The sequence below is a fragment of the Pseudomonas sp. IT-347P genome, assembly GCF_949768005.1.
Lineage (GTDB): Bacteria > Pseudomonadota > Gammaproteobacteria > Pseudomonadales > Pseudomonadaceae > Aquipseudomonas.
Genome location: NZ_CATKPQ010000011.1, coordinates 556,496 through 580,845 on the forward strand (window position 1 = coordinate 556,496; position 24,350 = coordinate 580,845).

General features: G+C 60.1%; 25 protein-coding genes and 2 pseudogenes. 12 read left to right on the forward strand and 15 right to left on the reverse strand.

What is annotated here, in order from left to right:
• Positions 1 to 85: 85 nt before the first annotated feature.
• From ACM6IV_RS06550 to ACM6IV_RS06575, 6 genes are all read left to right on the forward strand, one after another.
• Entirely contained in the window at positions 86 to 2,410 is a 2,325-nt protein-coding gene (locus ACM6IV_RS06550) for an FdhF/YdeP family oxidoreductase (RefSeq protein ID WP_414869228.1), read from the forward strand.
• A gap of 107 nt (positions 2,411 to 2,517) precedes the next feature.
• Complete coding sequence (locus ACM6IV_RS06555; RefSeq protein WP_414869609.1) at positions 2,518 to 3,921, forward strand: cytochrome ubiquinol oxidase subunit I; 1,404 nt, start codon at positions 2,518 to 2,520, stop codon at positions 3,919 to 3,921.
• 3 nt (positions 3,922 to 3,924) lie between these two features.
• Positions 3,925 to 4,941: a cytochrome d ubiquinol oxidase subunit II gene (gene cydB / locus ACM6IV_RS06560; protein ID WP_414869229.1), complete on the forward strand. Its 1,017-nt coding sequence runs from the start codon at positions 3,925 to 3,927 to the stop codon at positions 4,939 to 4,941.
• Positions 4,928 to 5,083 carry a DUF2474 domain-containing protein gene (locus tag ACM6IV_RS06565; RefSeq protein WP_414869230.1) on the forward strand — a complete coding sequence of 52 codons (156 nt, stop codon included), beginning with the start codon at positions 4,928 to 4,930 and terminating at the stop codon, positions 5,081 to 5,083. Before cydB ends, ACM6IV_RS06565 begins: the two co-directional genes overlap by 14 nt.
• Before the next feature lie 78 nt (positions 5,084 to 5,161).
• A complete protein-coding gene (locus tag ACM6IV_RS06570; protein ID WP_414869231.1) occupies positions 5,162 to 5,962 on the forward strand; it encodes a hypothetical protein in 801 nt (266 codons plus the stop codon).
• Between the two features lie 35 nt (positions 5,963 to 5,997).
• Positions 5,998 to 6,456: an REP-associated tyrosine transposase gene (locus tag ACM6IV_RS06575; protein WP_414869232.1), complete on the forward strand. Its 459-nt coding sequence runs from the start codon at positions 5,998 to 6,000 to the stop codon at positions 6,454 to 6,456.
• A gap of 276 nt (positions 6,457 to 6,732) precedes the next feature.
• On the opposite strand, the gene ACM6IV_RS06580 is transcribed toward ACM6IV_RS06575, so the two are convergent.
• Positions 6,733 to 7,584, reverse strand: coding sequence for a CAP domain-containing protein (locus ACM6IV_RS06580; RefSeq protein WP_414869233.1), 852 nt, complete (start codon positions 7,582 to 7,584; stop codon positions 6,733 to 6,735).
• Positions 7,585 to 7,782: 198 nt separating this feature from the next.
• On the opposite strand from ACM6IV_RS06580, the gene ACM6IV_RS06585 reads away from it, so the two are divergent.
• Entirely contained in the window at positions 7,783 to 8,403 is a 621-nt protein-coding gene (locus ACM6IV_RS06585; protein ID WP_414869234.1) for a cell wall hydrolase, read from the forward strand.
• On the opposite strand, the pseudogene ACM6IV_RS06590 reads toward ACM6IV_RS06585, so the two are convergent.
• The 5 genes and pseudogenes from ACM6IV_RS06590 to ACM6IV_RS06610 all read right to left on the reverse strand — a co-directional run.
• A pseudogene (locus tag ACM6IV_RS06590) lies at positions 8,400 to 8,528 on the reverse strand (LysR family transcriptional regulator); the annotation flags it as partial. The gene ACM6IV_RS06585 and the pseudogene ACM6IV_RS06590 overlap by 4 nt on opposite strands.
• Before the next feature lie 82 nt (positions 8,529 to 8,610).
• The gene (locus tag ACM6IV_RS06595; RefSeq protein WP_414869235.1) at positions 8,611 to 10,017 is read right to left on the reverse strand and encodes a heavy metal sensor histidine kinase; all 1,407 of its coding nucleotides are present in this window, start codon (positions 10,015 to 10,017) and stop codon (positions 8,611 to 8,613) included.
• Positions 10,014 to 10,685 (reverse strand): heavy metal response regulator transcription factor, encoded by a 672-nt coding sequence (locus ACM6IV_RS06600; RefSeq protein ID WP_414869236.1) that lies wholly within the window; start codon positions 10,683 to 10,685, stop codon positions 10,014 to 10,016. The genes ACM6IV_RS06595 and ACM6IV_RS06600 overlap by 4 nt, the downstream gene beginning before the upstream one ends.
• Before the next feature lie 9 nt (positions 10,686 to 10,694).
• Positions 10,695 to 10,952, reverse strand: a complete 258-nt coding sequence (locus ACM6IV_RS06605) for a DUF2790 domain-containing protein (RefSeq protein WP_414869237.1) — start codon at positions 10,950 to 10,952, stop codon at positions 10,695 to 10,697.
• 260 nt (positions 10,953 to 11,212) lie between these two features.
• Positions 11,213 to 11,923, reverse strand: a complete 711-nt coding sequence (locus ACM6IV_RS06610) for a murein L,D-transpeptidase catalytic domain family protein (protein WP_414869238.1) — start codon at positions 11,921 to 11,923, stop codon at positions 11,213 to 11,215.
• Between the two features lie 151 nt (positions 11,924 to 12,074).
• Here ACM6IV_RS06610 and ACM6IV_RS06615 point away from each other — a divergent pair, with 151 nt between their 5' ends.
• On the forward strand, positions 12,075 to 13,691 hold the full coding sequence (locus ACM6IV_RS06615) for a L,D-transpeptidase family protein (RefSeq protein ID WP_414869239.1): 1,617 nt from the start codon (positions 12,075 to 12,077) through the stop codon (positions 13,689 to 13,691).
• Positions 13,692 to 13,694: 3 nt separating this feature from the next.
• On the opposite strand, the gene ACM6IV_RS06620 is transcribed toward ACM6IV_RS06615, so the two are convergent.
• From ACM6IV_RS06620 to ACM6IV_RS06635, 4 genes and pseudogenes are all read right to left on the reverse strand, one after another.
• Positions 13,695 to 14,210 carry a DoxX family protein gene (locus ACM6IV_RS06620; RefSeq protein WP_414869240.1) on the reverse strand — a complete coding sequence of 172 codons (516 nt, stop codon included), beginning with the start codon at positions 14,208 to 14,210 and terminating at the stop codon, positions 13,695 to 13,697.
• Positions 14,211 to 14,566: 356 nt separating this feature from the next.
• A complete protein-coding gene (locus tag ACM6IV_RS06625; RefSeq protein WP_414869241.1) occupies positions 14,567 to 15,196 on the reverse strand; it encodes a DNA-3-methyladenine glycosylase family protein in 630 nt (209 codons plus the stop codon).
• A pseudogene (locus ACM6IV_RS06630) lies at positions 15,197 to 15,301 on the reverse strand (isocitrate lyase/phosphoenolpyruvate mutase family protein); the annotation flags it as partial.
• Positions 15,302 to 15,405: 104 nt separating this feature from the next.
• Positions 15,406 to 16,488, reverse strand: coding sequence for a bifunctional transcriptional activator/DNA repair enzyme AdaA (locus ACM6IV_RS06635; protein WP_414869242.1), 1,083 nt, complete (start codon positions 16,486 to 16,488; stop codon positions 15,406 to 15,408).
• Between the two features lie 109 nt (positions 16,489 to 16,597).
• On the opposite strand from ACM6IV_RS06635, the gene ACM6IV_RS06640 reads away from it, so the two are divergent.
• From ACM6IV_RS06640 to ACM6IV_RS06655, 4 genes are all read left to right on the forward strand, one after another.
• On the forward strand, positions 16,598 to 17,011 hold the full coding sequence (locus ACM6IV_RS06640; RefSeq protein ID WP_414869243.1) for a VOC family protein: 414 nt from the start codon (positions 16,598 to 16,600) through the stop codon (positions 17,009 to 17,011).
• A gap of 228 nt (positions 17,012 to 17,239) precedes the next feature.
• On the forward strand, positions 17,240 to 17,854 hold the full coding sequence (locus tag ACM6IV_RS06645) for a biliverdin-producing heme oxygenase (RefSeq protein WP_414869244.1): 615 nt from the start codon (positions 17,240 to 17,242) through the stop codon (positions 17,852 to 17,854).
• Positions 17,851 to 20,088, forward strand: coding sequence for an ATP-binding protein (locus ACM6IV_RS06650; protein ID WP_414869245.1), 2,238 nt, complete (start codon positions 17,851 to 17,853; stop codon positions 20,086 to 20,088). Before ACM6IV_RS06645 ends, ACM6IV_RS06650 begins: the two co-directional genes overlap by 4 nt.
• Positions 20,089 to 20,295: 207 nt before the next feature.
• Positions 20,296 to 20,883 carry a LysE family translocator gene (locus tag ACM6IV_RS06655; protein WP_414869246.1) on the forward strand — a complete coding sequence of 196 codons (588 nt, stop codon included), beginning with the start codon at positions 20,296 to 20,298 and terminating at the stop codon, positions 20,881 to 20,883.
• Between the two features lie 137 nt (positions 20,884 to 21,020).
• Here the strand turns inward: ACM6IV_RS06655 and ACM6IV_RS06660 are convergent, their stop codons facing one another.
• The 5 genes from ACM6IV_RS06660 to ACM6IV_RS06680 form a co-directional block, all read right to left on the reverse strand.
• The gene (locus ACM6IV_RS06660) at positions 21,021 to 21,329 is read right to left on the reverse strand and encodes an antibiotic biosynthesis monooxygenase family protein (protein ID WP_414869247.1); all 309 of its coding nucleotides are present in this window, start codon (positions 21,327 to 21,329) and stop codon (positions 21,021 to 21,023) included.
• Between the two features lie 21 nt (positions 21,330 to 21,350).
• Positions 21,351 to 22,334 (reverse strand): zinc-dependent alcohol dehydrogenase family protein, encoded by a 984-nt coding sequence (locus tag ACM6IV_RS06665; protein ID WP_414869248.1) that lies wholly within the window; start codon positions 22,332 to 22,334, stop codon positions 21,351 to 21,353.
• Between the two features lie 61 nt (positions 22,335 to 22,395).
• On the reverse strand, positions 22,396 to 22,698 hold the full coding sequence (locus tag ACM6IV_RS06670) for an ArsR/SmtB family transcription factor (RefSeq protein ID WP_077572353.1): 303 nt from the start codon (positions 22,696 to 22,698) through the stop codon (positions 22,396 to 22,398).
• A gap of 191 nt (positions 22,699 to 22,889) precedes the next feature.
• Positions 22,890 to 23,723, reverse strand: a complete 834-nt coding sequence (locus tag ACM6IV_RS06675) for an AraC family transcriptional regulator (RefSeq protein WP_414869249.1) — start codon at positions 23,721 to 23,723, stop codon at positions 22,890 to 22,892.
• 35 nt (positions 23,724 to 23,758) lie between these two features.
• Positions 23,759 to 24,262, reverse strand: a complete 504-nt coding sequence (locus ACM6IV_RS06680) for a VOC family protein (RefSeq protein ID WP_414869250.1) — start codon at positions 24,260 to 24,262, stop codon at positions 23,759 to 23,761.
• Between the last annotated feature and the right edge of the window lie 88 nt (positions 24,263 to 24,350).

A 24,350-nucleotide genomic window follows, 5' to 3' on the forward strand; every position in this document is an offset into this window, starting at 1 on the left:
ACGACCACTTTTCAATCTTGAGAGTCGGCCGTCGCTGTTTAACCGAATCAGGTTCATGCCTGTGTGCATCGTCATGGAGAGTCCCATGTCACAAGTCGACCGTTACAAACCCTACAAAGGCGCCGCCGCCGGTTGGGGCGCTGTCATCAGCCTGACCAAGAGCTGGCTGGGCAGTGAAAACGCCCTGAAAAACATCCGCGCCATGCTCAAGACCAACCAGAACGGTGGCTTCGACTGCCCGGGTTGTGCCTGGGGCGAAGCGCCGGGCGCGAGCATGTTGAAGTTCTGCGAGAACGGCGCGAAAGCGGTGAACTGGGAAGCGACCGGGCGTCTGGTCGACCCGGCGTTCTTCAACAAGTACACGGTGTCGAGCCTGGCCGAGCAGAGCGACTACTGGCTGGAATATCAGGGCCGCCTGACCCATCCGATGCGCTACGACGCGCGGGTCGACCGCTATGTGGAAATCAGCTGGGAAGAGGCTTTTGCGCTGATCGCCGATCACCTGAAAAATCTCAAGTCGCCGCACGAGGCTGAGTTTTACACCTCGGGTCGCGCCAGCAATGAAGCGGCGTTTCTCTATCAGTTGTTCGTCCGTGCGTTTGGCACCAACAACTTCCCTGACTGCTCGAACATGTGCCACGAAGCCAGTGCGGTGAGCATGATCGAAACCTTGGGCGTCGGCAAAGGCACTGTGGTCTACGAGGATCTGCACCACGCCGACGCGATTTTCGTCATCGGCCAGAACCCCGGCACCAACCACCCGCGCATGCTCGAGCCGCTGCGCGAAGCGGTGAAACGTGGCGCGCAAGTGGTGTGTATCAATCCGCTGAAAGAACGTGGCCTGGAGCGTTTCCAGAACCCGCAGAACCCGATCGAAATGCTCAGCAACGGCTGGGAAGCGACCAATACCGCGTATTTCCGCCCGGCTCTTGGCGGCGACATGGCGATGATTCGCGGCATGGTCAAATTCCTCCTGCAGTGGGAACGCGAAGCCCAGGCGAATGGCGGCGAACCGGTGTTCGATCATGCGTTCATTGCCGAGCACACTTCGGGCCTCGACAGTTATCTGGCCGAAGTCGATGCGACTACTTGGGAACACATCGTCGAGCAGTCCGGCGTGCCGCTGCATGACATCGAACTGGCCGCGCGCATGTATGGCCGCGCCAAGAGCGTGATCATGTGCTGGGCCATGGGCCTGACCCAACACGTGCATTCAGTGGCGACCTTGCAGGAAGTGATTAACCTGCAATTGCTGCGCGGCAACGTCGGGCGTCCGGGCGCGGGGCTGTCGCCAGTGCGCGGCCACAGTAACGTGCAGGGCGACCGCACCATGGGCATCAACGAACTGGCGCCGAAGGACTTGATGGACGCGCTGGAAAAGCGTTTCAATTTCGATGTGCCGCGCATGCACGGGCACAACACGGTGATGGCGATCGGCGCCATGGAACGTGGCGAAGCCAAGGTGTTCATCGGTCTGGGCGGCAACTTCGCCCAAGCCACGCCGGACACCCCGCGCACCCACGCGGCGATGCGGAAACTCGACCTGACGGTGCACATTGCGACCAAGCTCAACCGCAGCCATTTGGTCACCGGTCGCGACGCGTTGATCCTGCCCTGCCTCGGGCGTACCGACATCGACATCCAGGCCGAAGGTCCGCAAGGCGTGACCGTGGAAGACACCTTCAGCATGGTGCATTTGTCGTTCGGCCAGTTGAAGCCGAAGTCGGCGCACTTGAAGTCCGAGCCGGCGATCATTGCCGGGATCGCCGCCGCGACGCTGGGCAAGCATCCGATCGATTGGGAATGGGTGGTGGGCGACTACGGGCGCATCCGCAACCTGATTGCCGACGTGATTCCGGGCTTCGAGAACTTCAATGAAAAACTGCTGACTCCGGGTGGCTTCCACCTCGGCAACGACGCCTCGGACCGGGTCTGGAACACCGAAAGCGGCAAGGCCCAGTTCACGCCGTGCGTGCTGCCGGAGCACTTGATCAGCGAGGGCGTGCGCAACCTGCCGGTGAAACCGCATCTGATTCTGCAAACCATGCGTTCCCACGATCAGTACAACACCACGCTGTACGGCCTCGATGACCGCTATCGCGGGGTCTATGGCATGCGCGATGTGATCTTCGCCAACGAGCAGGACATCCAGCGTCTGGGTTTCGAGCCGGGGCAGAAGGTCGATCTGGTCGCGTTGTGGGATGACGAACGCGAGCGTCGGGTCAGCGGCTTCACCCTGATTGCCTACGACATTCCGCCAGGGCAGGCGGCGGCGTACTACCCGGAAACCAACCCGCTGGTGCCGCTGGAAAGCTACGGCGATCGGACTTACACGCCGACCTCCAAGTTCGTGGCGATCCGTCTCGAAGCCGCGAAGGTCAGCAACCTGATCCCGTCGTCGGTGGCGTAACCCGCAACCTATAAAAAATCATAGCTATTTGACTGGCTGCAGGCGTTCGCGCCTGGCGGTGGCCCGGGTTCGTGCTGCCGCTGTTCAGCCTGGATGAGGACATCATCATGTTCAATCTGGAGGCACTGGACCTGGCGCGAATTCAATTCGCGTTCACGGTTTCGTTCCACATTATTTTCCCGGCGATCACCATTGGCCTGGCGAGTTTCCTCGCGGTACTCGAAGGCCTGTGGCTGAAAACCCGCAACGACACGTACCGCGATCTCTACCATTTCTGGTCAAAGATTTTCGCGGTCAACTTTGGCATGGGCGTGGTTTCCGGACTGGTCATGGCGTACCAGTTCGGTACCAACTGGAGCGGGTTTTCCGACTTCGCCGGGAGCATCACCGGGCCGTTGCTGACCTATGAAGTGCTGACCGCGTTCTTCCTTGAGGCGGGGTTCCTTGGGGTGATGTTGTTCGGCTGGAACCGCGTCGGCCGTGGCTTGCATTTCTTCGCCACGGTGATGGTCGCGATCGGCACATTGATTTCGACGTTCTGGATTCTTGCGTCCAACAGCTGGATGCAGACGCCGCAAGGCTTCGAGATTGTCGATGGGCGCGTGATGCCGCTGGACTGGCTGGCGATTGTGTTCAATCCGTCGTTCCCGTTCCGTCTGGCGCACATGGCGATTGCCGCGTTTGTCGCGACGTCGTTCTTCGTCGGTGCGTCGGCTGCCTGGCATTTGCTGCGCGGCAATAACACGGCGCCGGTGCGCAAGATGTTTTCCATGGCGTTGTGGATGGCGTTAATTGTCGCGCCAATTCAAGCGGTGGTCGGTGACGCCCATGGTTTGAATACGCTGGAGCATCAACCGGCAAAAATCGCCGCCATCGAAGGTCACTGGGAAAACGCCGACAACGGTCCGACGCCGCTGGTGCTGTTCGGCATTCCGGACATGGCAGCGGAGAAGACCAGGTATGCGTTGGAGATTCCCTATCTCGGCAGCCTGATCCTCACTCACAGCCTCGACAAGCAGATCCCGGCGCTGAAGAGCTTCCCGAAAGAAGACCGGCCGAATTCGACCGTGATCTTCTGGAGCTTTCGCGTCATGGCCGGGCTGGGGATGTTGATGATCCTTGTCGGTTTGCTCGGTCTGGCGTTGCGCCGCGGCGGCAAGCTTTACCAGCATCGCGGCTTCCAGCGTCTGGTGTTGCTGATGGGGCCGAGCGGCTTGATTGCGTTGTTGGCCGGTTGGATCACCACGGAAGTCGGACGTCAGCCGTGGGTGGTGTACGGCTTGCTGCGCACCCACGATGCCGCTTCGCATCACTCGGTGGCGCAGATGAGCACGTCGCTGGCGTTGTTCGTGGTGATCTATTTCACCGTGTTCAGTGTGGGCATCGGCTACATGATGAAACTGGTGAAAAAAGGCCCGCAGCCGCATCACGAACATCCGCCTGAGGGCGACGAATTGCAGACGCCGCGTCGACCGATTTCGGCGGCTACCGCCCCTATGAAGGAGCATTGAGTCATGGCTATTCAAGGTATCGATCTCTCGTTGATCTGGGGCGTGATCATCGCCTTCGGGGTGATGATGTACGTGATCATGGACGGCTTCGATCTGGGCCTGGGGATTCTGTTTCCGCTGATCCCGGATGAGCAGGAGCGCGATGTGATGATGAACACCGTCGCCCCGGTTTGGGACGGTAACGAAACCTGGCTGGTGCTCGGTGGCGCGGCGTTGTATGGCGCGTTTCCGCTGGCGTACGGGGTGATTCTCGAGGCGCTGTATCTGCCGCTGATCCTCATGCTTTGCGGACTGATTTTCCGCGGTGTGGCGTTTGAGTTTCGCTTCAAGTCGTCGCCGCAAAAACGCCATTGGTGGGACAAGGCGTTTATCGGTGGTTCGCTGCTGGCGACGTTCTCCCAGGGTGTGGTGATTGGCGCCTATGTGTCCGGGATTCCGGTGGTCGATCGACAGTTCGCCGGTGGCGGTCTGGACTGGTTGGCGCCGTTTCCGCTGGTGTGCGGCGTGGGGCTGGTAATTGCCTACGCATTGCTTGGCAGCACGTGGTTGCTGGTCAAGACCGAAGGCATGCTGGAGTCGCGGATGCGTCTGTTCACCCGGCCGCTGGCCTTGCTGTTGATGGCGATGGTGCTGGTGATCGGCGTCTGGACCCTGCAACTGCATCCGGAGCTGGCGACGCGTTGGTCGACGCACGGGCATCTGCAGGTGTTTGCCGGGTTGGTGGTGTTGGCGTTGCTGGCGGTGTTCGGGCTACTGCGCACATTGCGTCAGCGGCATACGCACTGGCCGTTCGTGTTCACGCTGGTGTTGATGTTACTCGGTTACATCGGCCTGGCACTGAGCATCTGGCCAAACATCATCCCGCCGTCGGTGAGCATCTGGGCTGCCGCCTCACCGCCCTCGAGCCAGTTGTTTGCGCTGATCGGCGCACTGTTCATCCTGCCGGTGATCCTGATGTACACCTTCTGGAGCTACTACGTATTCCGCGGCAAAGTGAGGATTGGCGATGGCTACCATTGATTCCCGTGAAGTGAACAGCAGCCGCTGGTACAAGCGTCTGGGCTGGTTGCTGTTGATCTGGCTGGGCAGCGTGGTGTCGCTGGCGGTTGTCGCCAGCCTGCTGAAACTGGCGATGTATGCCGCGGGGATGAGGACCCACTGAGTCGCTCCCTGTGGGAGCGGGCTTGCTCGCGAAGGCGTCAGGTCAGGCGAGCTTGATGTTGAATGTGCCGACGTCTTCGTGAGCAAGCCCACTCCCACTTCCGATTTCTGCCACGCCCAGGCCTTTCATACTCCAGCAATTCATTGTGGGAACGAGCTTGCTCGCGAAGGCGTCAGGTCAGTCAAGTTCGATGTTGAATGTGCCGACATCTTCGTGAGCAAGCCCACTCCCACTTCCGATTTTTGTCATGCCCAGGCCTTTCATACGCCAGCAATTCATTGTGGGAACGAGCTTGCTCGCGAAGGCGTCAGGTCAGGCGAGTTTGATGTTGAATGTGCCGACGTCTTCGTGAGCAAGCCCACTCCCACTTCCGATTTCTGCCATGCCCAGGTCTTTCATACGCCAGCAATTCATTGTGGGAGCGAGCTTGCTCGCGAAGGCGTCAGGACAGGCGAGTTTGATGTTGAATGTGCCGACATCTTCGTGAGCAAGCCCACTCCCACTTCCGATTTCTGCCACGCCCAGGCCTTTCATACTCCAGCAATTCATTGTGGGAGCGGGCTTGCTCGCGAAGGCGTCAGGTCAGGCGAGTTCGATGTTGAATGTGCCGACATCTTCGTGAGCAAGCCCACTCCCACTTCCGATTTCTGTCATGCCCAGGTCTTTCATACTCCAGCAATTCATTGTGGGAGCGGGCTTGCTCGCGAAGGCGTCAGGTCAGTCAAGTTCGATGTTGAATGTGCCGACATCTTCGTGAGCAAGCCCACTCCCACTTCCGATTTCTGTCATGCCCAGGTCTTTCATACTCCAGCAATGGATTCTGTGTTCGGACACATCCTGCCATTAAACATGGCATCGATCTTCACTGCGCTGATCTAGCCTTTTTTGAACTCAATCAGAATTAAGGCAAAGGAATGCCCGAACGCTTTTCATCACACAGACTCAGAACCGGACGATATTGCGAAGTGAATCGCATCTATCTTCTGACCGCCAACACCTTAGGGAGGGTACCGATTTTCAGGGACTACAGGCTTGGCAGACTAGTCGTCCATCAGTTCAGGCAGGCACAGGAGGAGGGCTTCGCCGAAACGTTGGCGTGGGTGGTTATGCCGGATCATTTTCATTGGTTGATCCAACTGCAGAAAGGAACACTTGGACAACTGATGTGCGGAGTAAAATCTCTAAGCACTCGATCCATCAACAAGGCAACCGGTCGAACAGGAAGTCTCTGGCAACAAAGCTTTCATGACCATGCTCTACGCAAGGAAGAGGACTTGGTAAAACTTGCCAGATATGTCGTTGCTAACCCATTGCGGGCAGGTCTCGTAGAAAAAATAGGTGATTACCCATTGTGGGATGCAATTTGGGTATGACCTTTATTTAGCCCCGATTCATTGTGGGAGCGGGCTTGCTCGCGAAGGCGTCAGGTCAGGCAAGTTTGATGTTGAATGTGCCGACATCTTCGTGAGCAAGCCCACTCCCACTTCCGATTTCTGTCATGCCCAGGTCTTTCATACGCCAGCAATTCATTGTGGGAGCGAGCTTGCTCGCGAAGGCGTCAGGTCAGGCGAGTTTGATGTTGAATGTGCCGACGTCTTCGTGAGCAAGCCCACTCCCACAATGGTTCTGTAGGGTTTTTGAGATTGGGGCTACTGGGCACCGAACATGGCTGTCCAATAGATCCCCGCGCTGCTTTTCGGGTCGGTCGCATAGGCGGCGCCGAGTTCCTGGTATTGCGGGTTCATCAGGTTGGCGCAATGGCCGGGGCTGGCGAGCCAGCCTTCGACGACTTTGTGCACGGTGTCCTGGCCGGCGGCGATGTTTTCACCGACCTGTTGGCCGCTATAACCGGCGAGTTCCGCGCGGTCGCCCGGGGTGCGGCCGTCGCGGTCCTTGTGGTCAAAATAATTGTTATTGGCCATGTCGCGGCTGTGATCCTGGGCGATCGTGCCCAGGCTCGCGTTCCAGGCCAGCGGCGCAGCAGCGGCGAACGACTGACCGCCACACTGACGCGCCTGGCTGCGGGCGACGTTGAGTTCGCTCAACAACTTCTGCCCCTCACTTTGCGCATCAGCGAGCCTGGCCGACAGCAGCGGGCGGGCCAACACAATGCGCCAGTCACGGTCATCGCGGCTGACACCGACATCGACAAACTGCGGATCGAGTACCACCTGACAGAAACTTTCCTCAATCGCCTGCATCGCCGACGCCGCATCGCGCGGGCCATTGAGGGTGATCGCCTGCACATTGACCATCGGGTAACTGGCGCTGGCCATGGCTTGCTGCAGATCGACGGCACCGCTGGCGCGCAATCTCAGCCGTGGATCAGCCGACAGCGGTGGCAGTTCATTCGAGGCCTGCGAACCGCAACGCTGCGGTTGGCTGCGGTAGCTGTTGATCGACTCGATCAATTGCGACTCATCGCCAGCCATTGCCGGGATGGCCAACACAACGCCCACGGACAACGCGGCAAAACGCAAAACAGATGGCATGAAGCGCATGGAAATCTCCCTTGAGCTGAATGCGCCCATGATGCGCGAAAGGCCCCCGGTGAGTGCAATTTCTTTTTCATCATCGAGACCTTTTTCTGCGCAACTTTGTCTGTGGATTTGCCGTCTACACTCACCGAAGGCCCCGGGAACCGGGTGTCTCCCCGACGTAACACCTTGCCCGCATCGGGCGCTGCCGGAAGAACAGACATGGGATTGAAAGGCTGGGCGGGTTGTCTCGTATTCACCCTGTTGGCAGGCTCCGCATGGGCCACCGATCAGGCCCCGATCAAAGCGAAGGCTGAAGAAAAAGCCCAGGTACTGGAAGAGAAAGCGGCGGACAAAGTCAGCGCGGCCCCGGCACCGAAAGCCGAAGCCATCACCCCGACCGAAGTGCAGGCGGTTGATCCGGTCGGCGCGGCGCCGCTGGACGATCCGATCACTTGCCTGGCCCGTAGCATCTACTGGGAAGCCAAAGGCAAAGACACGCCGGAAATGGAAGCCGTGGCCAGCGTGGTGATGAATCGCCTCGGCCACGAAGGGTTTCCCGACACGGTCTGCGCGGTCGTCAAACAAGGCTCGGAAACCAAGAGCTGCCAGTTTTCCTGGTGGTGCGACGGACGTCCGGATCAGGTCAAGGAAGATGCCGAATACACGTTGGCCAAGGACATCGCCCGCAAAGCGCTGAACCGCCAACTCAACGATCGCACCCACGGCGCGCTGTATTTCCATGACCGCAATGTTCATCCGAGCTGGGCCAAGGAATACCGCAAGACCGCCAGCACGAAAAAATTCCTCTTCTACAAACCCGCAGGCGGCGACGCGCGTTAGTTGCAGACTTGCCGCACACAATCGCGCAACCAGCGATGCGCCGGGTCAGCGTCCATGCGCGGGTGCCAGAGCATCGACACGCTGATGTCGGGTATCGCGAAGGGCAGGGCGAAACTGTGCAGGCCGTGCGGGGCGGCGGTGATGGGCGCGTTGTTTACGCTGGCGGCGGGGGATCCGACGCAGGCGCCTACAGGTAACCGCGGTGTGTCAGTCCCGAGATTGCCGGGCGGGGAAGAACAGTTCGAAGCAGGTGATGCCATCGGCACTGCTGGCGCTGTAGCGGCCCTGATGCAACTGCATGATGGTCGCGACGATCGACAAGCCCAAGCCATTGGATTGCGCCGAGCGCTCACGGGACTGATCGACGCGGTAAAAACGTTCGAACAGCCGCGCCAGATGTTCAGGGGCAATGGTTGCGCCGTGATTGCGCACCCGCAGATACGCGCCATCAAGTTCGGCAATCGCCTCCACCTGCACCGTTGAATCCGCCGCGCCGTACTTGATCGCATTCGCGCATAGATTGGCCAGCGCACGGCGCAACAGCATCGGTTCGGCCCAGATCACTCCGCTGCCACGTGCCTCGATGCACACCCCGACATCCGCCGCGAGGCCTTCAAAGTAATCGGCGATGCGCTGCATTTCGTCCGCCGCATCCAGCTCCTGACGCTGGCTCAAGGCACTGGCCGGATCGGTGCGGGCAAGGAACAGCATGTTGTCGAGCATCCGCGTCAGGCGTTCCAGCTCTTCGACGTTGGAGGCGAGCAATTGCTGATAGGCCTCGATGCTGCGGTTCTGCTGCAGCGCGACCTGGGTTTCGCCGAGCAGATTGTTGATCGGCGTGCGCAGTTCATGGGCCATGTCAGTGGACACCTGACTCAACTGCGCAAAGCCCTTGGCGAGGCGATCGAGCATGGCGTTGAACGCTTCGATCATCGGCTGCAATTCCCGTGGGGCGCCGTGACTGTCGAGGCGTTCGCCAAGGTTGCCGACGCCGATACCGTGGGCGTGTTTTGCCAGGCGCCGCAACGGCAGCAACCCGCGATACACCAGCAGACAGCCCACTACCGCCAGCAAAAGCGCGGCCAGCGAGGCGAGGCCATAAACGCTCAAGCGGTAATTGGCGAGCATCGCCGTGCGTTCGCTCATCAGGCGCCCGGTGGTGACTTGCAGGTTGCCCAGTTCGCCGGAATCGATGCTCGCCGCCACCGCCGAAAACGGTACGCCGTCGACGCTCGGCAAATGCTGCACATCTTTCAGCGTCATCGCATGGTCAACGGGCACTGCTGGCAACGACGGCGGGTTCAGATTACCCGGGTTGACCACCAGCAGCGGCGGTTGTCCCGGCGTGCCGATGGTCAGCAGCGCTTCGCGGTTGCCGAGCATGTTCTGGAACAGCGCCGGTTTGTTCTTGATCAGCTCCAGGGTGTTGCTGTCATTAAGGAACGTGCGCAATTGGTCGACGCGACTGACCAGCGCGGTGTCATCACGGCGGATCAACTGTTGCTCCAGTTCGTTGTACAGCGCGGCACCGAGACCGGCCAGCGAAGCGAACGCGAGCAGGGCGAACACCAGCGCCAGACGCAAGGTCAACGAATACGGGCGATGGTCGCTCATGGTTGGGTATCGAAGCGATAGCCGATGCCGCGCACGCTGTGGATCAGCTTGAGCTGGAACGGATCATCGATCTTCGCCCGCAAACGGCGCACGGCAACATCGACCACGTTGGTGTCGCTGTCGAAATTCATGTCCCACACCCGTGAGGCGATCAGCGAGCGCGCCAGCACTTGCCCGGTATGACTGGCGAACAACTGCAGCAACGCGAACTCTTTATTGGTCAGGGTGATGCGCACCCCGGCGCGGCTCACGCGGCGTTTGAGCACGTCGATCTGCAGATCGGCCACTTGCAGGTATTCATCTTCATGGATCGGCCCGCGCCGGGTCAGAGTGCGCAGGCGCGCCACCAGTTCGGCGAAGGAGAACGGCTTGATCAGATAATCATCGGCGCCCAGTTCCAGGCCTTTGACGCGGTCGGCGATATCGTCGCGGGCGGTGAGGAACAGCACCGGCGTGTCAGCTTCCTTGCGCAACCGGCGCAAGACTTCCCAGCCATCCATTTTCGGCATCATCACATCGAGCACGATCACGTCGAAGTTGTGCTCCAGCGCCAGGTGCAGGCCGTCAGCGCCATCGCGGGCGAGGCTGACGCTGTAACCCAGTTCCTGCAAGCCGTTGAGCAGGTAATTGCCGGCCTTGGGTTCGTCTTCGACAACCAGAATATTCATCGATCGGTCTCAATGGTCATTGATGCAGCCGCTGCCTTGTACCTGATAGTCCAGCACATGTTCGCGGCCCTGATGGTCGAGGTAATCCAATTGCGCCGGGACCACGCCACACGCCTGTGAAATATCGGTGCTGGACAGGACTTTGTCGACATCCAGGTTCACGTAGAAAGCGGATTTGTCATGAATCACGGCGGCGTCGGGCATGTTCGCGGCGAACGCGCTGCCGGTGGCGAGGAGGGCGGTGAAGGCGAGCAGGAGGGTTTTCATGGTCAGTCACTCGGTGTTTGAAGTTGATCGGCATTGGCGCCGGGACAACTTCAGGCTACCGAGCGATCCGCACGGCAAACCGACAGCTGAATGACAAAGTTGTAATGAAACGGTGCGTGAAGATTTGCCAGGCTAAACGCTAACCCTGTGGGAGCGAGCTTGCTCGCGAAGGCGTCAGGTCAGGCGACATACATGTTGAGTGTGCCGGCCTCTTCGCGAGCAAGCTCGCTCCCACAGTGAGTTGTGCGAAGTTGAGATCTTCAGCTCGCGTGGGTATTGAGGATGCTCGCCACCTGTTGCGGCTGGCAATTCAGGTACGGCGACGACTTCAACCAGCGCTGATCCGGGTACCACGAAAACATGAACTGGCCGTTCTTCAGACGATCAATCACCTGTTTGGCAATCTGTGGCCTTACCGCCGGGCAACCCTGGCTGCGGCCGATGCGTCCCTGTTTCTTGCTCCACAACGGGTTCACGTAGCTGGCGGCGTGAATGACGATCGCGCGATCGCGGGCCAGGTCATTGAAGCCCGGCTCCAGACCGTCCATGCGCAGCGAATATCCGTGGGTGCCGCTGTAGCTTTCCTGGGTTCGGAACAGGCCGAGGCTGGATTGATAACTGCCTTCGACATTGGAAAATTGCGTGGCGAAGTTTTCCCCGGAATTCGAACCGTGGGCGACCAGATCGCGCAGCACCAATTTCTGTTTGCTGAGGTCGAAGATCCACAGGCGGCGTTCGGTGGACGGTTGCGAATAGTCGATGATCGCCAGGTGGCGCGACGGCTTCGCACCGTTGTTGACGGCACACTGCATGGCGCTCAACGCACCTTTCAGCGCTTGGGGATTGAGTTCTGGCGCGGCGTGCGCGAGGCTGGTGTAGAGAACCGGCGAGGGTTTGCCGGCGGCAAAAACGGGACTGGTCACGACGAGAGCGGTGGCAGTCAGCAGAAGTCGGCGCAAAAACGTCAACATTTTATAAAGTGTCCTCACTTGCTACTTATCTGGCACTTTGGCTCCTGACTCCCAGTCGTTACCCGCAAGCCCGCAGATCGAGCCTGACTGTTCAGCGCACCTGATGTAAGGTTGGCCATCATCTGGACGGCCATGGATTGGAGTAAAGCAGTTGTTCAAAAAGTATGCATGCTACTTGAGCATTTGTTTGCTCGCTGCGCCGTTTGTCGCTTGTGCCGATGAGCCGCTGCCGCCGTTGGAAACACTGCCAACGCCGCCGGCAGAAATGCCAGTGGAGCCGCAAAGTCCGCTGCAGGCGGTTTTGATCAGCCTGCCACAGTCATGTCCGGCGATTGCTGCGCATCTCAGCGGCCCGGCGCTGACGCAATTGCAGGCGTTCTACCAGCAGCAGGACTGGATGCCGGTGTGGGCCAGTGAATCCGCACGATTGCCGGCCTTGCACGCGCAATTGCAGCTGTTGGCCGACGATGGCCTCAATCCAAAGCGCTACCCGATCGCAACCACCGCGCCGCAGGATGGCGAGTTGTGCGCCGACATCGACATCAGTCGCAACTACCTTCAGGCCCTGCAGGATTTGCACTACGGCCGCCTGTTGCAATCGCACTTCGAACCGCTGTGGCACGCTGATGACACACCACGCGACCGTCAGGCGGAATTGTTGGCCATCGCCGTACCGGGCATGCACGACATTCCCGCCGCGTTTGATCTGGCTCGGCCGCGCCTGGCGCAATATCAGAACCTGCGCCAGCTCTATGCCGCGCAACGGCTCAAAGCCTTGCCGCAATGGCAATCGGTGGGTAACGGGCCGCTGTTGCGCCCGGACATGGAAGACAAGCGCGTGCCGGAACTGGCCCAGCGTCTGTACAGCGAAGGTTATCTGACTCAGGTCATGGGTACGCCCGGCAATGCTTATGACGGTGTGCTGGTCGACGCCGTGAAGAGTTTTCAGGCCAACCATTCGTTGCAGGCTGACGGTGTGGTCGGGCCGGGGACGATTGCCGAACTCAACATCAGTCCGCTGAGCCGCCGCGAACAACTGCGGGTCAACCTTGAACGCTTCCGCTGGATGGCCCAGGACATGGAGCCCGATGGCTTGCTGGTCAACGTCGCCGCTGCTGAACTGATGCTGTATCAGGGCGGTGTGGCGGTGTGGCAGACGCGCACGCAGGTGGGCCGCGCCGAACGTCAGACGCCGCTGCTCAAATCCCGGGTGACGCGCCTGACCCTGAACCCGACCTGGACCGTGCCGCCGACCATCTGGAAGGAAGACAAACTGCCGGAAATTCGCAAGGATCAGACTTTCCTCAGCCGTCAGAACCTGCAAGTGCTCGACGCCAACGGGCAGCCACTGGCAGCGGCGGACATCGATTGGGGCAACCCCGGCAACATCATGCTGCGTCAGGATGCCGGGCCGCGTAATCCGCTGGGGCAAATGGTCATTCGCTTCCCCAACCCGTTCTCGGTGTACCTGCACGACACACCCAGCAAGGCGCTGTTCGAAAAAGGCCCGCGCGCCTTCAGTTCCGGCTGCGTGCGGGTCGAGCACCCGATGCAACTGCGCGATCTGCTGCTCACCCCGGCGGAAAAAAACCGCACCGACACCCTGCTGGCCACCGGCACCACCCACGAATTTCGTCTGTCGGCACCGGTGCCGATCCTGATGACTTACTGGACGGCACAGGTCGACAGCAGCGGCCGCGTACGTTACGCACCGGACATCTACAGCCGCGACAGCGCGTTGCTCGCCGGGCTTGATCGCGCGCATTGAGCCTCAGCGGGTGCTTCGCTTCCAGCACACCCGCGCCAGCCACGCATCGATACTCAACTTGCCAGCCCCGGCGAATACCAGCGGCAGCAGTGCCGCCAGGTAAATCGCCGGCAGCTTGAAGTTGCCGAAACCTTTGTTGGTGATCGCATAGCCCTGCGCCAGTTCGCTCAATGACGACCAGTCAGCAGGCCAGTGCACGGCGGCGGTGGCGACCACGGTCACTACGATCAGCGAGATCGCCGAGATGCGTGTGCCGAAACCCACCAGAATCGCCACAGCGCAGATCAGCTCGGCCCACATCGACAGTTCCCAGTTCAGCGTGGCCGGCAGGTGATCGAACGGGAAGGGGAATCTGTCCTGGATGTCTTCGAACCAATTCTGCCCGTTGAATTTCTCCAGCCCGGACTCGAAGAACTCCCAGGCGATGAACAGGCGCAGGGTCAGAGGGGCGAGCCAGGTGCCGGCGCGGTCGAGGTTCAGGTGCAGGCCTTTGACGGCGCTTGAAAGGGTCGTGGTCATGGTGATTCTCCGGTGAATTGGGCGAGTTGAATCGACCGGGGCATTTCAGCGTCGGGGTGTATCGGGGATGTGTCGGCGGGGTGGGGGATTGTGCTTTTGGTGTGTCTGCGGCTTCGGGGTATACAGTGCGATACAGTCAAAGGCCCCTCACCCTAACCCTCTCCCAGAGGGAGAGGGGACTGACCGAGTTGTCTTGCGTCATCCATCGACCTGAAAAACCGAGTCGATTATGGATCCAGGTCTTGGCGAGCATGAATTCACAGACGCTCTGTCGGTCATGAATTCGGAGGCGCTATTTCAGGTCGGCGTAAACCTCGAATATCCCCCATTCGGTCCCCTCTCCCTCCGGGAGAGGGCTAGGGTGAGGGCAGCAGTTTCGGCACCCGCCACAAATACCACGCAGCCACCGTCCGACACGGGCTCCACGCCAAACCAATCTCAACCATCTGCCTGCGCGTCGGCTGCACCTCCAGCCCCTTCAACCGCCGATACCCCTCGCGCACGCCAAAGTCATCCGCCGGCAAAATATCCATGCGCTCAAGGCTGTAAATCAGCAACATCTCTACCGTCCAGCGACCCACCCCGCGCAAACTGACCAGTCGTTCGATCAGCGCCTCGTCATCCATGGCCAGCGCCGTGGCGTAATCCGGCACCACGCCATCCAGTGTCGCCTGGGCAATCCCCTGAATCGTCGCGATCTTGCCCGCAGAAAACCCGCAACTGCGCAGACGAGCAAACTCCGTCGCAAGAATCTGCTCGGGGCGGGGAAACGTCTGGCCGGGAAACAATCCGACCAAGCGCCCGACAATCGCATCGCCAGCCTTGGCATGCAGTTGCTGATAGGCAATCGCCCGCACCAGCGACTCGTAAGGATCGCGCGCAGGATGCGGCAGATGCTGGCACGGGCCGACCGCTGCGACATGACGCTGCCAGTCCGGATCGAGCGCAGCCAGAAAGGCGCTGGCCGCTTGATAATCGTCGGCCATTTATTTCAGCAGGCCGTTGACTTCGCCGTAGGTGAAGGCCTTGAGGTCATGGCTGTCGAGTTTGCCGCTGGCCAGAAAACCTTTCACCAGCCCGCCCATGGCGGCGTCGGCGACGTTGGCCAGCGTCAACAGACCTTGCTGGTGCAACGGGTGAAACTGCGTTGCGAGCGCGTTCATCAAAAATCCTTCTTGTCAGTTGATTCGAATGGTCAGAATGCCAAGGGTTGCGTGAGCTGCACGGCGGCGTTTTCCAGTCGCAGCAGAAATGCTTTGCGCGGTTGTCCACCACCATAGCCGGTCAACGAACCATCCGCGCCGATCACCCGATGGCAGGGCACCACGATCGACAGCCGATTGTGTCCGTTGGCCAGACCCACCGCGCGACTGGCGCCGGGTTTACCGAGGCCCAAGGCGATCGCGCCGTAAGTGCTGGTGTGGCCGTAAGGGATTTGCAGCAGCGCCGACCAGACCTGCCGGGCGAACTCGCTGCCGGGTAGGTGCAGTGGCACGGTAAAGGTATTCAGTTGGCCGGCGAAATACTGCGCCAGTTGCGCCTCGATCTGCTGCAAATGCGCGTTGTGTCCCGGCGCCACCGCGTAACCGTAGCGGTTCTGCAATTCTTCGACTTCGCGGGTCAGCGCCGGGCGATCAAGAAACTCCAGCAACACCAATCCACGACGTTCAGCCATGGCAATCATCGGCCCCAGCGGTGTGGTCAACCGGGTAAACAGCAGCGGCTCGCTGTGTTCGGCGCGACCCGGGGTGATGTGAAAGGATTTCTGAAAGGCATCCCGAAAACCGCTGAGCGATTCATAACCCGAATCAAACGCGGCGTGATCAATCGAGGTACCTTGCTTGATCCCGCCCAAGGCCATGCCCAGCCGACGTGTGCGCAGCCACGCATGGAAGGTCATGCCGAAATGCTGCTTGAACCAGCGCCGCAGCTTGAGCGGCTCGATGCCTTCGGCGAGCAATTGTGCGTCGCTCCAGCGTACGTCGGGATCGGCCTCGACAGCGTTGAGCAAGCGTTGCACCCAGTCCGGCGCGATGGCCGCCGCGTCCAGCGGTTTACAGCGCAGGCAGGCGCGATAGCCCGCCGACAGACAGTCGTCGGCATGGGCGAAGAATTCGACATTCTCCGGTTTCGGCTTGCGCGCCGTGCAGCTGGGGCGGCAGAAGATCCCGGTGGTTTTCACGGCCGTGAAGAACACGCCTTCGTAGGCAGTGTCGCGTTCGAGCATGGCGCGAACCATTTCGGCGTGGGGCGGCAGGGCAGCGGTGTGTATGTTCATGGGCTGAGAGTAAAACCAGTTTGTCGATGGCTCCACCGAAAAATCGACAGTGAATTTTTTCGATTCTGCACCAAAATGACCGAGTCGCTGAATGTGAGGAATCAAAGCCATGCATCCGTTTTCCATTCAACATATTGATCACATCGTTCTGCGCGTCGCGGATCTGCAACGCAGCATCGACTTCTACGCCCAGGTGTTCGGCGCCGAAGTGGTGAAGCGCAACGAACCGCTGGGCCTGATACACCTGCGCGCGGGCACGTCAATGATCGACCTCGTCGACCTGCAAGGCGAACTCGGCCGCCAGGGCGGCGGCGCAGCCGGCAGCGAACGGCGCAACGTTGATCACTTCTGCCTGCGCATCGAGCCGTTCGATGAAGCAGCACTGATTGCCCATCTGCAATCCTTCGGCCTGAACGTGGCAAAAGCCGAGTCACGCTTCGGCGCCGAGGGCAAAGGCCTGTCGCTGTACTGCTTCGACCCGGACGGCAATCAGGTCGAACTCAAAGGCCCGTCCGAAGCTTAAGCGCGTTTGGCCATCAACGGCACCGAAGCCAACGCCGACAGCAGGCCTGCTGTCGGGCAACGCGGTCGAACTTTTTGCAGATGCCTCTACTCTGTATCAGTCAGAGGGTGATGTCATCGGCAGAAAAAACCACCGATCCGGTCAGAAACCGCGATAGCCGTGTAAGATTTCGCCGACGTTGCACTCACCCCCGTTTGGCCCCAGGCGGCCCCACCAAGAGCGATCTACATGCAAGCAAAGGCCCGTGAAGTCTATGTGCCACCGGTGCTGCAAGATCTGCGAGCCGGCACTGCCGAACTGCACATCGCACTCGAAAAACGCCTTCCCTTTTTCTCCGATACCCTCGATACCCAGGCTTTTGTGCGGTTGATGCAGGCTTATTACGGCTTCTATCTGCCGCTGGAAAGCGCCTTGCTGCGCAGCGACGCCATTCCCGCTGATTTTGATCTGACGCCTCGTCTGAAAGCGCCAACCTTGTGCGCTGATCTGCACGCGCTGGGCGTATCTGACGAAGCGCTGCAAAGCCTGCCGCAGTGCCAGCAGTTGCCGATCATTGATTCCAGCGCCGCCTGTCTGGGCGTGCTCTATGTGCTCGAAGGCGCGACCCTCGGCGGGCAGATTCTGCGTCGGGAAATCTCCAGTCGGTTAGGCCTGGAAGCCGATAACGGCGCGGCCTTTCTCGATATCTACGGCGCCGCCACGGGCCGACGCTGGCGTGACTTCATCGAAGACCTCGGCAGTCGGCCGATGAGCGCCACCGAGCGCGCCGCTGTCGTCACCGCCGCACAAACCACATTCAGTTGTTTCGAGCGCTGGCTCGAAAGCCGGGAGGTACTGGCATGAACCCGCAAGACAAAGAAGCCTTTGAAGAACTGCTGGCCAACTGTGCTGACGAGCCGATTCGTTTCCCCGGTGCGATCCAGCCCCACGGGCTGTTGCTGACCCTGAGCGAACCTGCGCTGGCGATCATTCAGGTCAGCGCCAACGTCGAAACCCTGCTGGCCCGCACACCGCACAGTCTGATCGGTCTGCCACTGGAAAACCTGATCGGCGACGCCGAAGCGGCACAAGTGCGTCAAGCCTTGCTGCAACCGGGATTGTCTGACGCAGCGCCGCTGCACTTCAGGCTCAACGGTACGGCGTTCGAGGGTTTGCTGCACCGGCATCAAGGTGTACTGATTCTGGAGCTGGAAATCCACGTGGAGAATTTCCAGCCACGCAATGTCGCCGGCACCCCGACGCATCTGGGGCGCATGCTCCAGCGTCTGCAAGCGGCCACCACGTTGCAGGCGCTGTATGACATCAGCGTGAAGGAAATCCAGGCCATGACCGGTTACGACCGGGTGCTGATCTATCGTTTCGAAGAGGAGGGCCACGGTCAGGTCATCGCCGAAGCCTCCGACCCGTCGATGGAAGTGTTCAATGGCCTGTTCTTCCCGGCGTCGGACATTCCCGAACAGGCACGCGAGCTGTATCGCACCAACTGGCTGCGGATCATCCCCAATGCCGACTACCAGCCGGTGCCGCTGGTGCCGAAGTTGCGCCCGGACACCCAGACGCCGCTGGACCTGAGTTTTGCCACGCTGCGCAGTGTGTCGCCGATCCACTGTCAGTACATGAAGAACATGGGCGTGCTGTCATCGATGAGCATTTCCCTGCTCAAGGGCGACAAGCTCTGGGGCTTGATCAGTTGCGGCAATCGCCAGCCATTGCACGTGCCGCACGAGTTGCGTGCGGCGTGCCAGACCATCGGCCAGGTGCTGTCGCTGCAGATCAGCGCCATGGAAGCACTGGAGATCAGCCGCCAGCGCGAAGAGAAAGTCGCGGCCCTGGCGCTGCTCAATCAAGCGATGATCGACTCGCCACAGAACGTCTTCGACGGCCTGGCCAATCAGCCGCAGACGTTGATGGCGCTGACCAATGCCGGCGGCATCGCCATCATCGAAGACAAACAACTGCACCGCTACGGCAACTGCCCGGAACCGGACGATATTCGCGCCTTGCACAAATGGTTGCAGGACAGCGGCGAGCCGGTGTTTGCCAGTCATCACCTGGCCAGCGTCTACCCGCCGGCCGCGCAATATCAGCAGGTGGCCAGCGGCGTGCTCGCCATGAGCCTGCCGAAACCGGTGGACAACGGCGTGTTCTGGTTCCGCCCCGAGGTGAAGGAAAACATCAACTGGAGCGGCGATCCGCGCAAGCCGCTGGATCTTGAAAACTCCGATGCTGGCCTGCGCTTGCGCCCGCGCACCTCGTTCGAAATCTGGAAAGTCGAGATGGCCGGGATTTCCACCAAGTGGAGCCACGGTGATCTGTTCGCCGCCAACGATCTGCGCCGTTCGGCGCTGGAAAACGATCTGGCCCGGCAGGTGCGTCGCGAGCAGGAAGCGGTGCGCGCCCGCGATGAGCTGGTGGCGGTGGTTTCCCACGATCTGCGCAACCCGATGACCGTGATCTCGATGCTGTGCGGCATGATGCAGAAGGCCTTCAGCTCCGACGGCCCGCACACTTCGCGGCGCATCTCCACGGCCATCGACACCATGCAACAGGCCGCCGGACGTATGAATACGCTGCTGGAAGATTTACTCGACACCTCGAAAATCGACGCCGGGCGCTACTCCATCACCCCGCAGAAACTCGACGTCGGGCAGATGTTCGAGGAGGCGCAGGCACTGCTCGCGCCACTGGCAATGGACAAGGACATCAGCATTTCCTTTGCTGCCGATCCTGATCTGCGCATTCACGCCGACCCCGAGCGGCTGTTTCAGGTGTTGTCCAATCTGGTCGGCAACGCGATCAAGTTCACCCCGCGCCTGGGCACGGTGGGCGTGCATGCCACATCTGTCGGCGATGAAATCGTCTTCACCGTGCGTGACAGCGGCGAGGGCATTCCCAAGGAGCATCTGCCACACGTATTCGACCGCTACTGGACGGTGAAAGAGGGGAACCCGACCGGCACTGGTCTGGGCTTGTACATCACTCAAGGTATCGTCGAAGCCCACGGCGGGCGAATCTTCGCCGAGAGCGAGCCGGGGCAGGGCAGCGAGTTCCGCTTTACCGTGCCGCGCCTGGACTGAACATCGATGTTTGTGTGGGAGCGAGCCTGCTCGCGAATGGGGCTGTTCTGTCTATGCAGCATTGAATCACCCACCGCTTTCGCGAGCAGGCTCGCTCCCACAGGGGAATCACATGGAGATGTGCAGGCAGGGGCATTTTCTTCAATACCGAGGATCGCGTACTCGATACCGTGAGCACCTTGTTCCCCGATTTGAAGCAGGTGTGCGATGAGTCTGATTGTTTCCATGGCGGCGTTTGCGCTGGCGGCGTCCATTACGCCGGGGCCGGTGAACATTGTCGCGTTGAGTGCCGGGGCGCAGTTCGGCTTTCGCGCCAGCCAGCGGCATGTCGCCGGGGCGACGCTGGGATTTGTGTTGCTGCTGGTGTTGATGGGGCTGGGCCTGCATGAAGTGCTGAAACTCTGGCCATTCCTGACCCGGGTGGTGCAACTGGCGGGTGTGGCGTTTCTGCTGTTCATGGCCTGGAAACTGGCCATGGATGATGGACAGTTGAACGCCAAGGATTCCGGGCGGGCGCCATCAATGCTCTATGGCGCGGTGATGCAATGGCTCAACCCGAAAGCCTGGCTGGCCTGCGTCGCGGGCATGGGCGCGTTTGTCGCCGATGGCGAAGCGCGGCTGGTCTGGCAGTTTGCGGCGGTGTATCTGGTGATCTGTTACCTGTCGGTCGGCTGCTGGGCGTATGCCGGGACGTTTTTGCGCGGGTATCTGAGCAACGCGGCGGGGATGCGCTGGTTCAATCGAGTGATGGCGGGGTTGTTGGCACTGAGTGCAATTTACCTGCTGCTACCGTAAACCCTGTAGGAGTGAGCCTGCTCGCGATCGCGGTGTATCCGTCAATATAAATGTCGACTGATACACCGCGATCGCGAGCAGGCTCACTCCTACAATGGATCTCGGGCAGCCGAGAGAGCGCTCGTCACTTTCCGGCGCTAATTGAACGGCTTATGAAACGCGCCGCCTTCAATGTGCCAGACCTTCGGTTCGTCCGAAAAATAATCCTCCAGCCCCAGCATGAATACCCGATGGTCTTCACTCGCTTCAAAACCCGGCGTGTGATCTTCGAGGGATTGCCAGCGCACGATCAGATTGAATACTTCTGGTGTTTCGATGCCCGGCGCGAGCAGGTGGCCGCCGTAACCCTTTGCACGTTTGAGCAAAGGCTCGACCTCGGCAAACGCACGCCGAAACGCTTCAGTTTGTTCTTTGTGAACGGGCAGTAACGCGATCTCATAAATCATGGTGTTCTCCTGGCACTGAGTTCAGCGATTGGCGAGTTCGGACGACGGCGCGACGGCAATCGCGATTTTGCCTTGGACGCCGTTGTTGGGCGTTTCCAGCCGGGCATGGGCGAGGCCGATGTCGGCTAGCGCATAGGCCGCGCCAACGTGCGGGCGCAACTGACCGTTCGCGATCAATGCGCTTAGCTCGTCGAGCTTGCCGCGATTCTGCCGGGTGAAAACGAAGTGGTAGCTGGCGTTCTTGCCCCAAGCCTGAATCAGGTTCTGCGGCTGGGCAATGTCCACGATCGATACCACGCGGCCCAGTTGTGCGAGGGCGTCGGCGCTACGCGCCAGGGTGTTGCCGCCGATGGTGTCGAACACGACATCGACGCCGCGGCCCTTGGTTTCACGCAGGATTGCGTCGACGTAATCCTCCTTTTCGTAGTCGATCAGCACATCGGCACCCATGCGCTTTGCGAACTCGAAATTACCTTCACGCACGGTGGTGAAGACCTTCGCGCCGATGGCTTTGGCCAGCTGAATCGCCACATGACCGACGCCGCCCGCGCCGCCGTGGATCAGAATGCTTTCGCCGACCCTCAGCGCCGCCCGCACAACCAGCGCTTCCCACGCCGTGCCGCCAACCAGGCTCAGGCTGGCCGCTTCAAGGTGGCTCAGCGAGGGCGGCTTCTTGCCGACAATGCTTGCGGCTGCAACGTGGTACTCGGCATAACTGCCCGGGCCGTCAAATATTTGCGGGGTGTACCAGACTTCGTCACCCGGCACGAACGCCGTCACTCCGGGCCCGACGGCTTCAATGACGCCGGAAACGTCGTGACCGGTGATGGCTGGCAGGGGCACCAGATCGGCATAGTCGCCACGGCGAACCTGATAATCGAGCGGATTGATGGAGGTGGCGTGCACCCGCACCAGCACTTCGCCCGCTTGTGGCACTGGCTTGGGCACGTCACAAAGTTCGAACGATTGCGCGCCGCCAAATGAAGTAAGGATCATCGCTTTCATTGCATTTCCTCGTTTCGGTAAAAAGGGATATCGGGAATTCTCGATATCATGGGGCAAAAAATTACAGCTCGCTGCCGATGATCTCGGCCAGCGCACTGATCGCTGCTTCGTTACGTTTGTAATAGGTCCACTGCCCAATGCGCCTGACCTCGACCAGGCCTGCGCGTTGCAGCGTCGCCAGATAATCGGACACCGTCGACTGCGACAGCCCGACGCCTTCCTGAATGCTGCTGACGCAAACGCCCACCGTGTGCACGTCACCCTCATCCTGGGGAGGAAAGTGTTTCTCGGGATCCTTCAGGCCTTTGAGAATTTCCAGGCGTGTACGGTTCGAGAGGGCTTTGAAGATTTCGAGTAGTTCCATGCCGCGAAGATATCGGAATTTACCGATATGTCAATATCTGAATGTGTTGGCCAGAGCTGTGTCATCTGACCCTGTGGGAGCGAGCTTGCTCGCGAAGGCGGTGTGTCAGTCAATGGATGTGCTGACTGTTCCACCGCATTCGCGAGCAAGCTTGCTCCCACAGCGGGAAGTGTTGAGTTTCAGATGAGGTGTCAGCCGCGATATTGGCCGGGCGTCGCCGCCAGATGTTGCTTGAACGCTCGCTGAAAATGCGCCTGATCGGCAAACCCCGCCTCTAGCGCCACATCAGCGATCAACTGCCCGCTGCGCAAACGCTCGCGGGCGAACTGGATGCGCTGGTTGACCAGAAACGCGTGGGGCGTCATGCCGTAATGTTGTTTGAAGGCGCGGATCAGGTACGACGGTGACAGCTGTGCCGCGGCGCAGATGTCGTCGAGGTTCAGCACCTCGGTGCAGTGTGCGCGGATGAAATCGGCCGCGAGTTGAAGTTTGAAATTCGGCTCGCGCAGGGAGGGGGCGGCGGGATTCAAGCGCAGTTGCAGGTCGCTGAAGAACTCCACCGCAGCGCTTTGCTTGCGCAGTACGTCCTGTTGTTCGTCGACCAATGTTGCATAAAGCTCATTGAGGTTATTGAACAGCGCGGCGTCGTCGAGGTGAGTCGTGGAAAATCGCCGAAACTCAAGATCACTGGCAAAGCCCAGTTGATGCTGCAGATCCGTCAACCACGGCGTCTCGACGTACAACATCACATACGACCAAGGCTGATCATCGATCGGATTGCACGCATGCACATCGCCGGGATTCATCAGCACCACCGTGCCCGACGCCACTTCGAACTGTGCCTGCTCATGCACATAAGTGCTGCGCCCGGCGGTGATCGCCCCGATGGAAAAATGCGCGTGGGAATGTCGCGCGTAGCAGACCTCGCGGCCATCGGCGATGGCCCGCGCCTCAATAAAGGGCAGCGCCGCGTCACGCCAGAAACGCGGGGCTTTTTCAGGGTGTTTGGCGGCAGCGTGTCTCATCGTTTTTATTCCCGGCAGGCCAGGGCGCCAGTGTATTAGCTCTGGCCGGCAAAGGCCCGTTCGAGTTCGGCAATGTCGAGTTTTTTCATTGTGAACATAGCCTGCATGGCGCGCTGCGATTTGCGGGTGTCGGCATCCTGCATCATGTGCATGAACGCCACCGGCACAATCTGCCACGACACCCCGAACTTGTCCTTGAGCCAGCCACACTGCTGGGCTTCGACGGGGCCACCCTCGGACAGATTGCCCCAGAAATGGTCGACTTCTTCCTGATTCTGGCAATTGACCTGAAACGAGATCGCCTCGCTGAACGTGAACATCGGCCCACCATTGAGCCCGGTGAAAGTCTGGCCGTCGAGTTCAAAACTGACGGTCATCACCGCGCCTTCCGGTTTGCCGTGAAATTCCTGACCGACCTTGCTGTAGTGGGTCAGGCCGGTGATTTTCGACTGATCGAAGATCGAGCAATAAAACTTCGCGGCGGCTTCGGCCTGATCGTCGAACCACAGGCAGGGCGTGAGTTTCTGAAAGCGTTGCATGGCAGTCATCCTCGGCAGGTTAGACACGCTGGATTTACAGCGTAGTCAGTCCCTGGTCGATTGCCGGTGCCGTAGATCGACAAGTAAC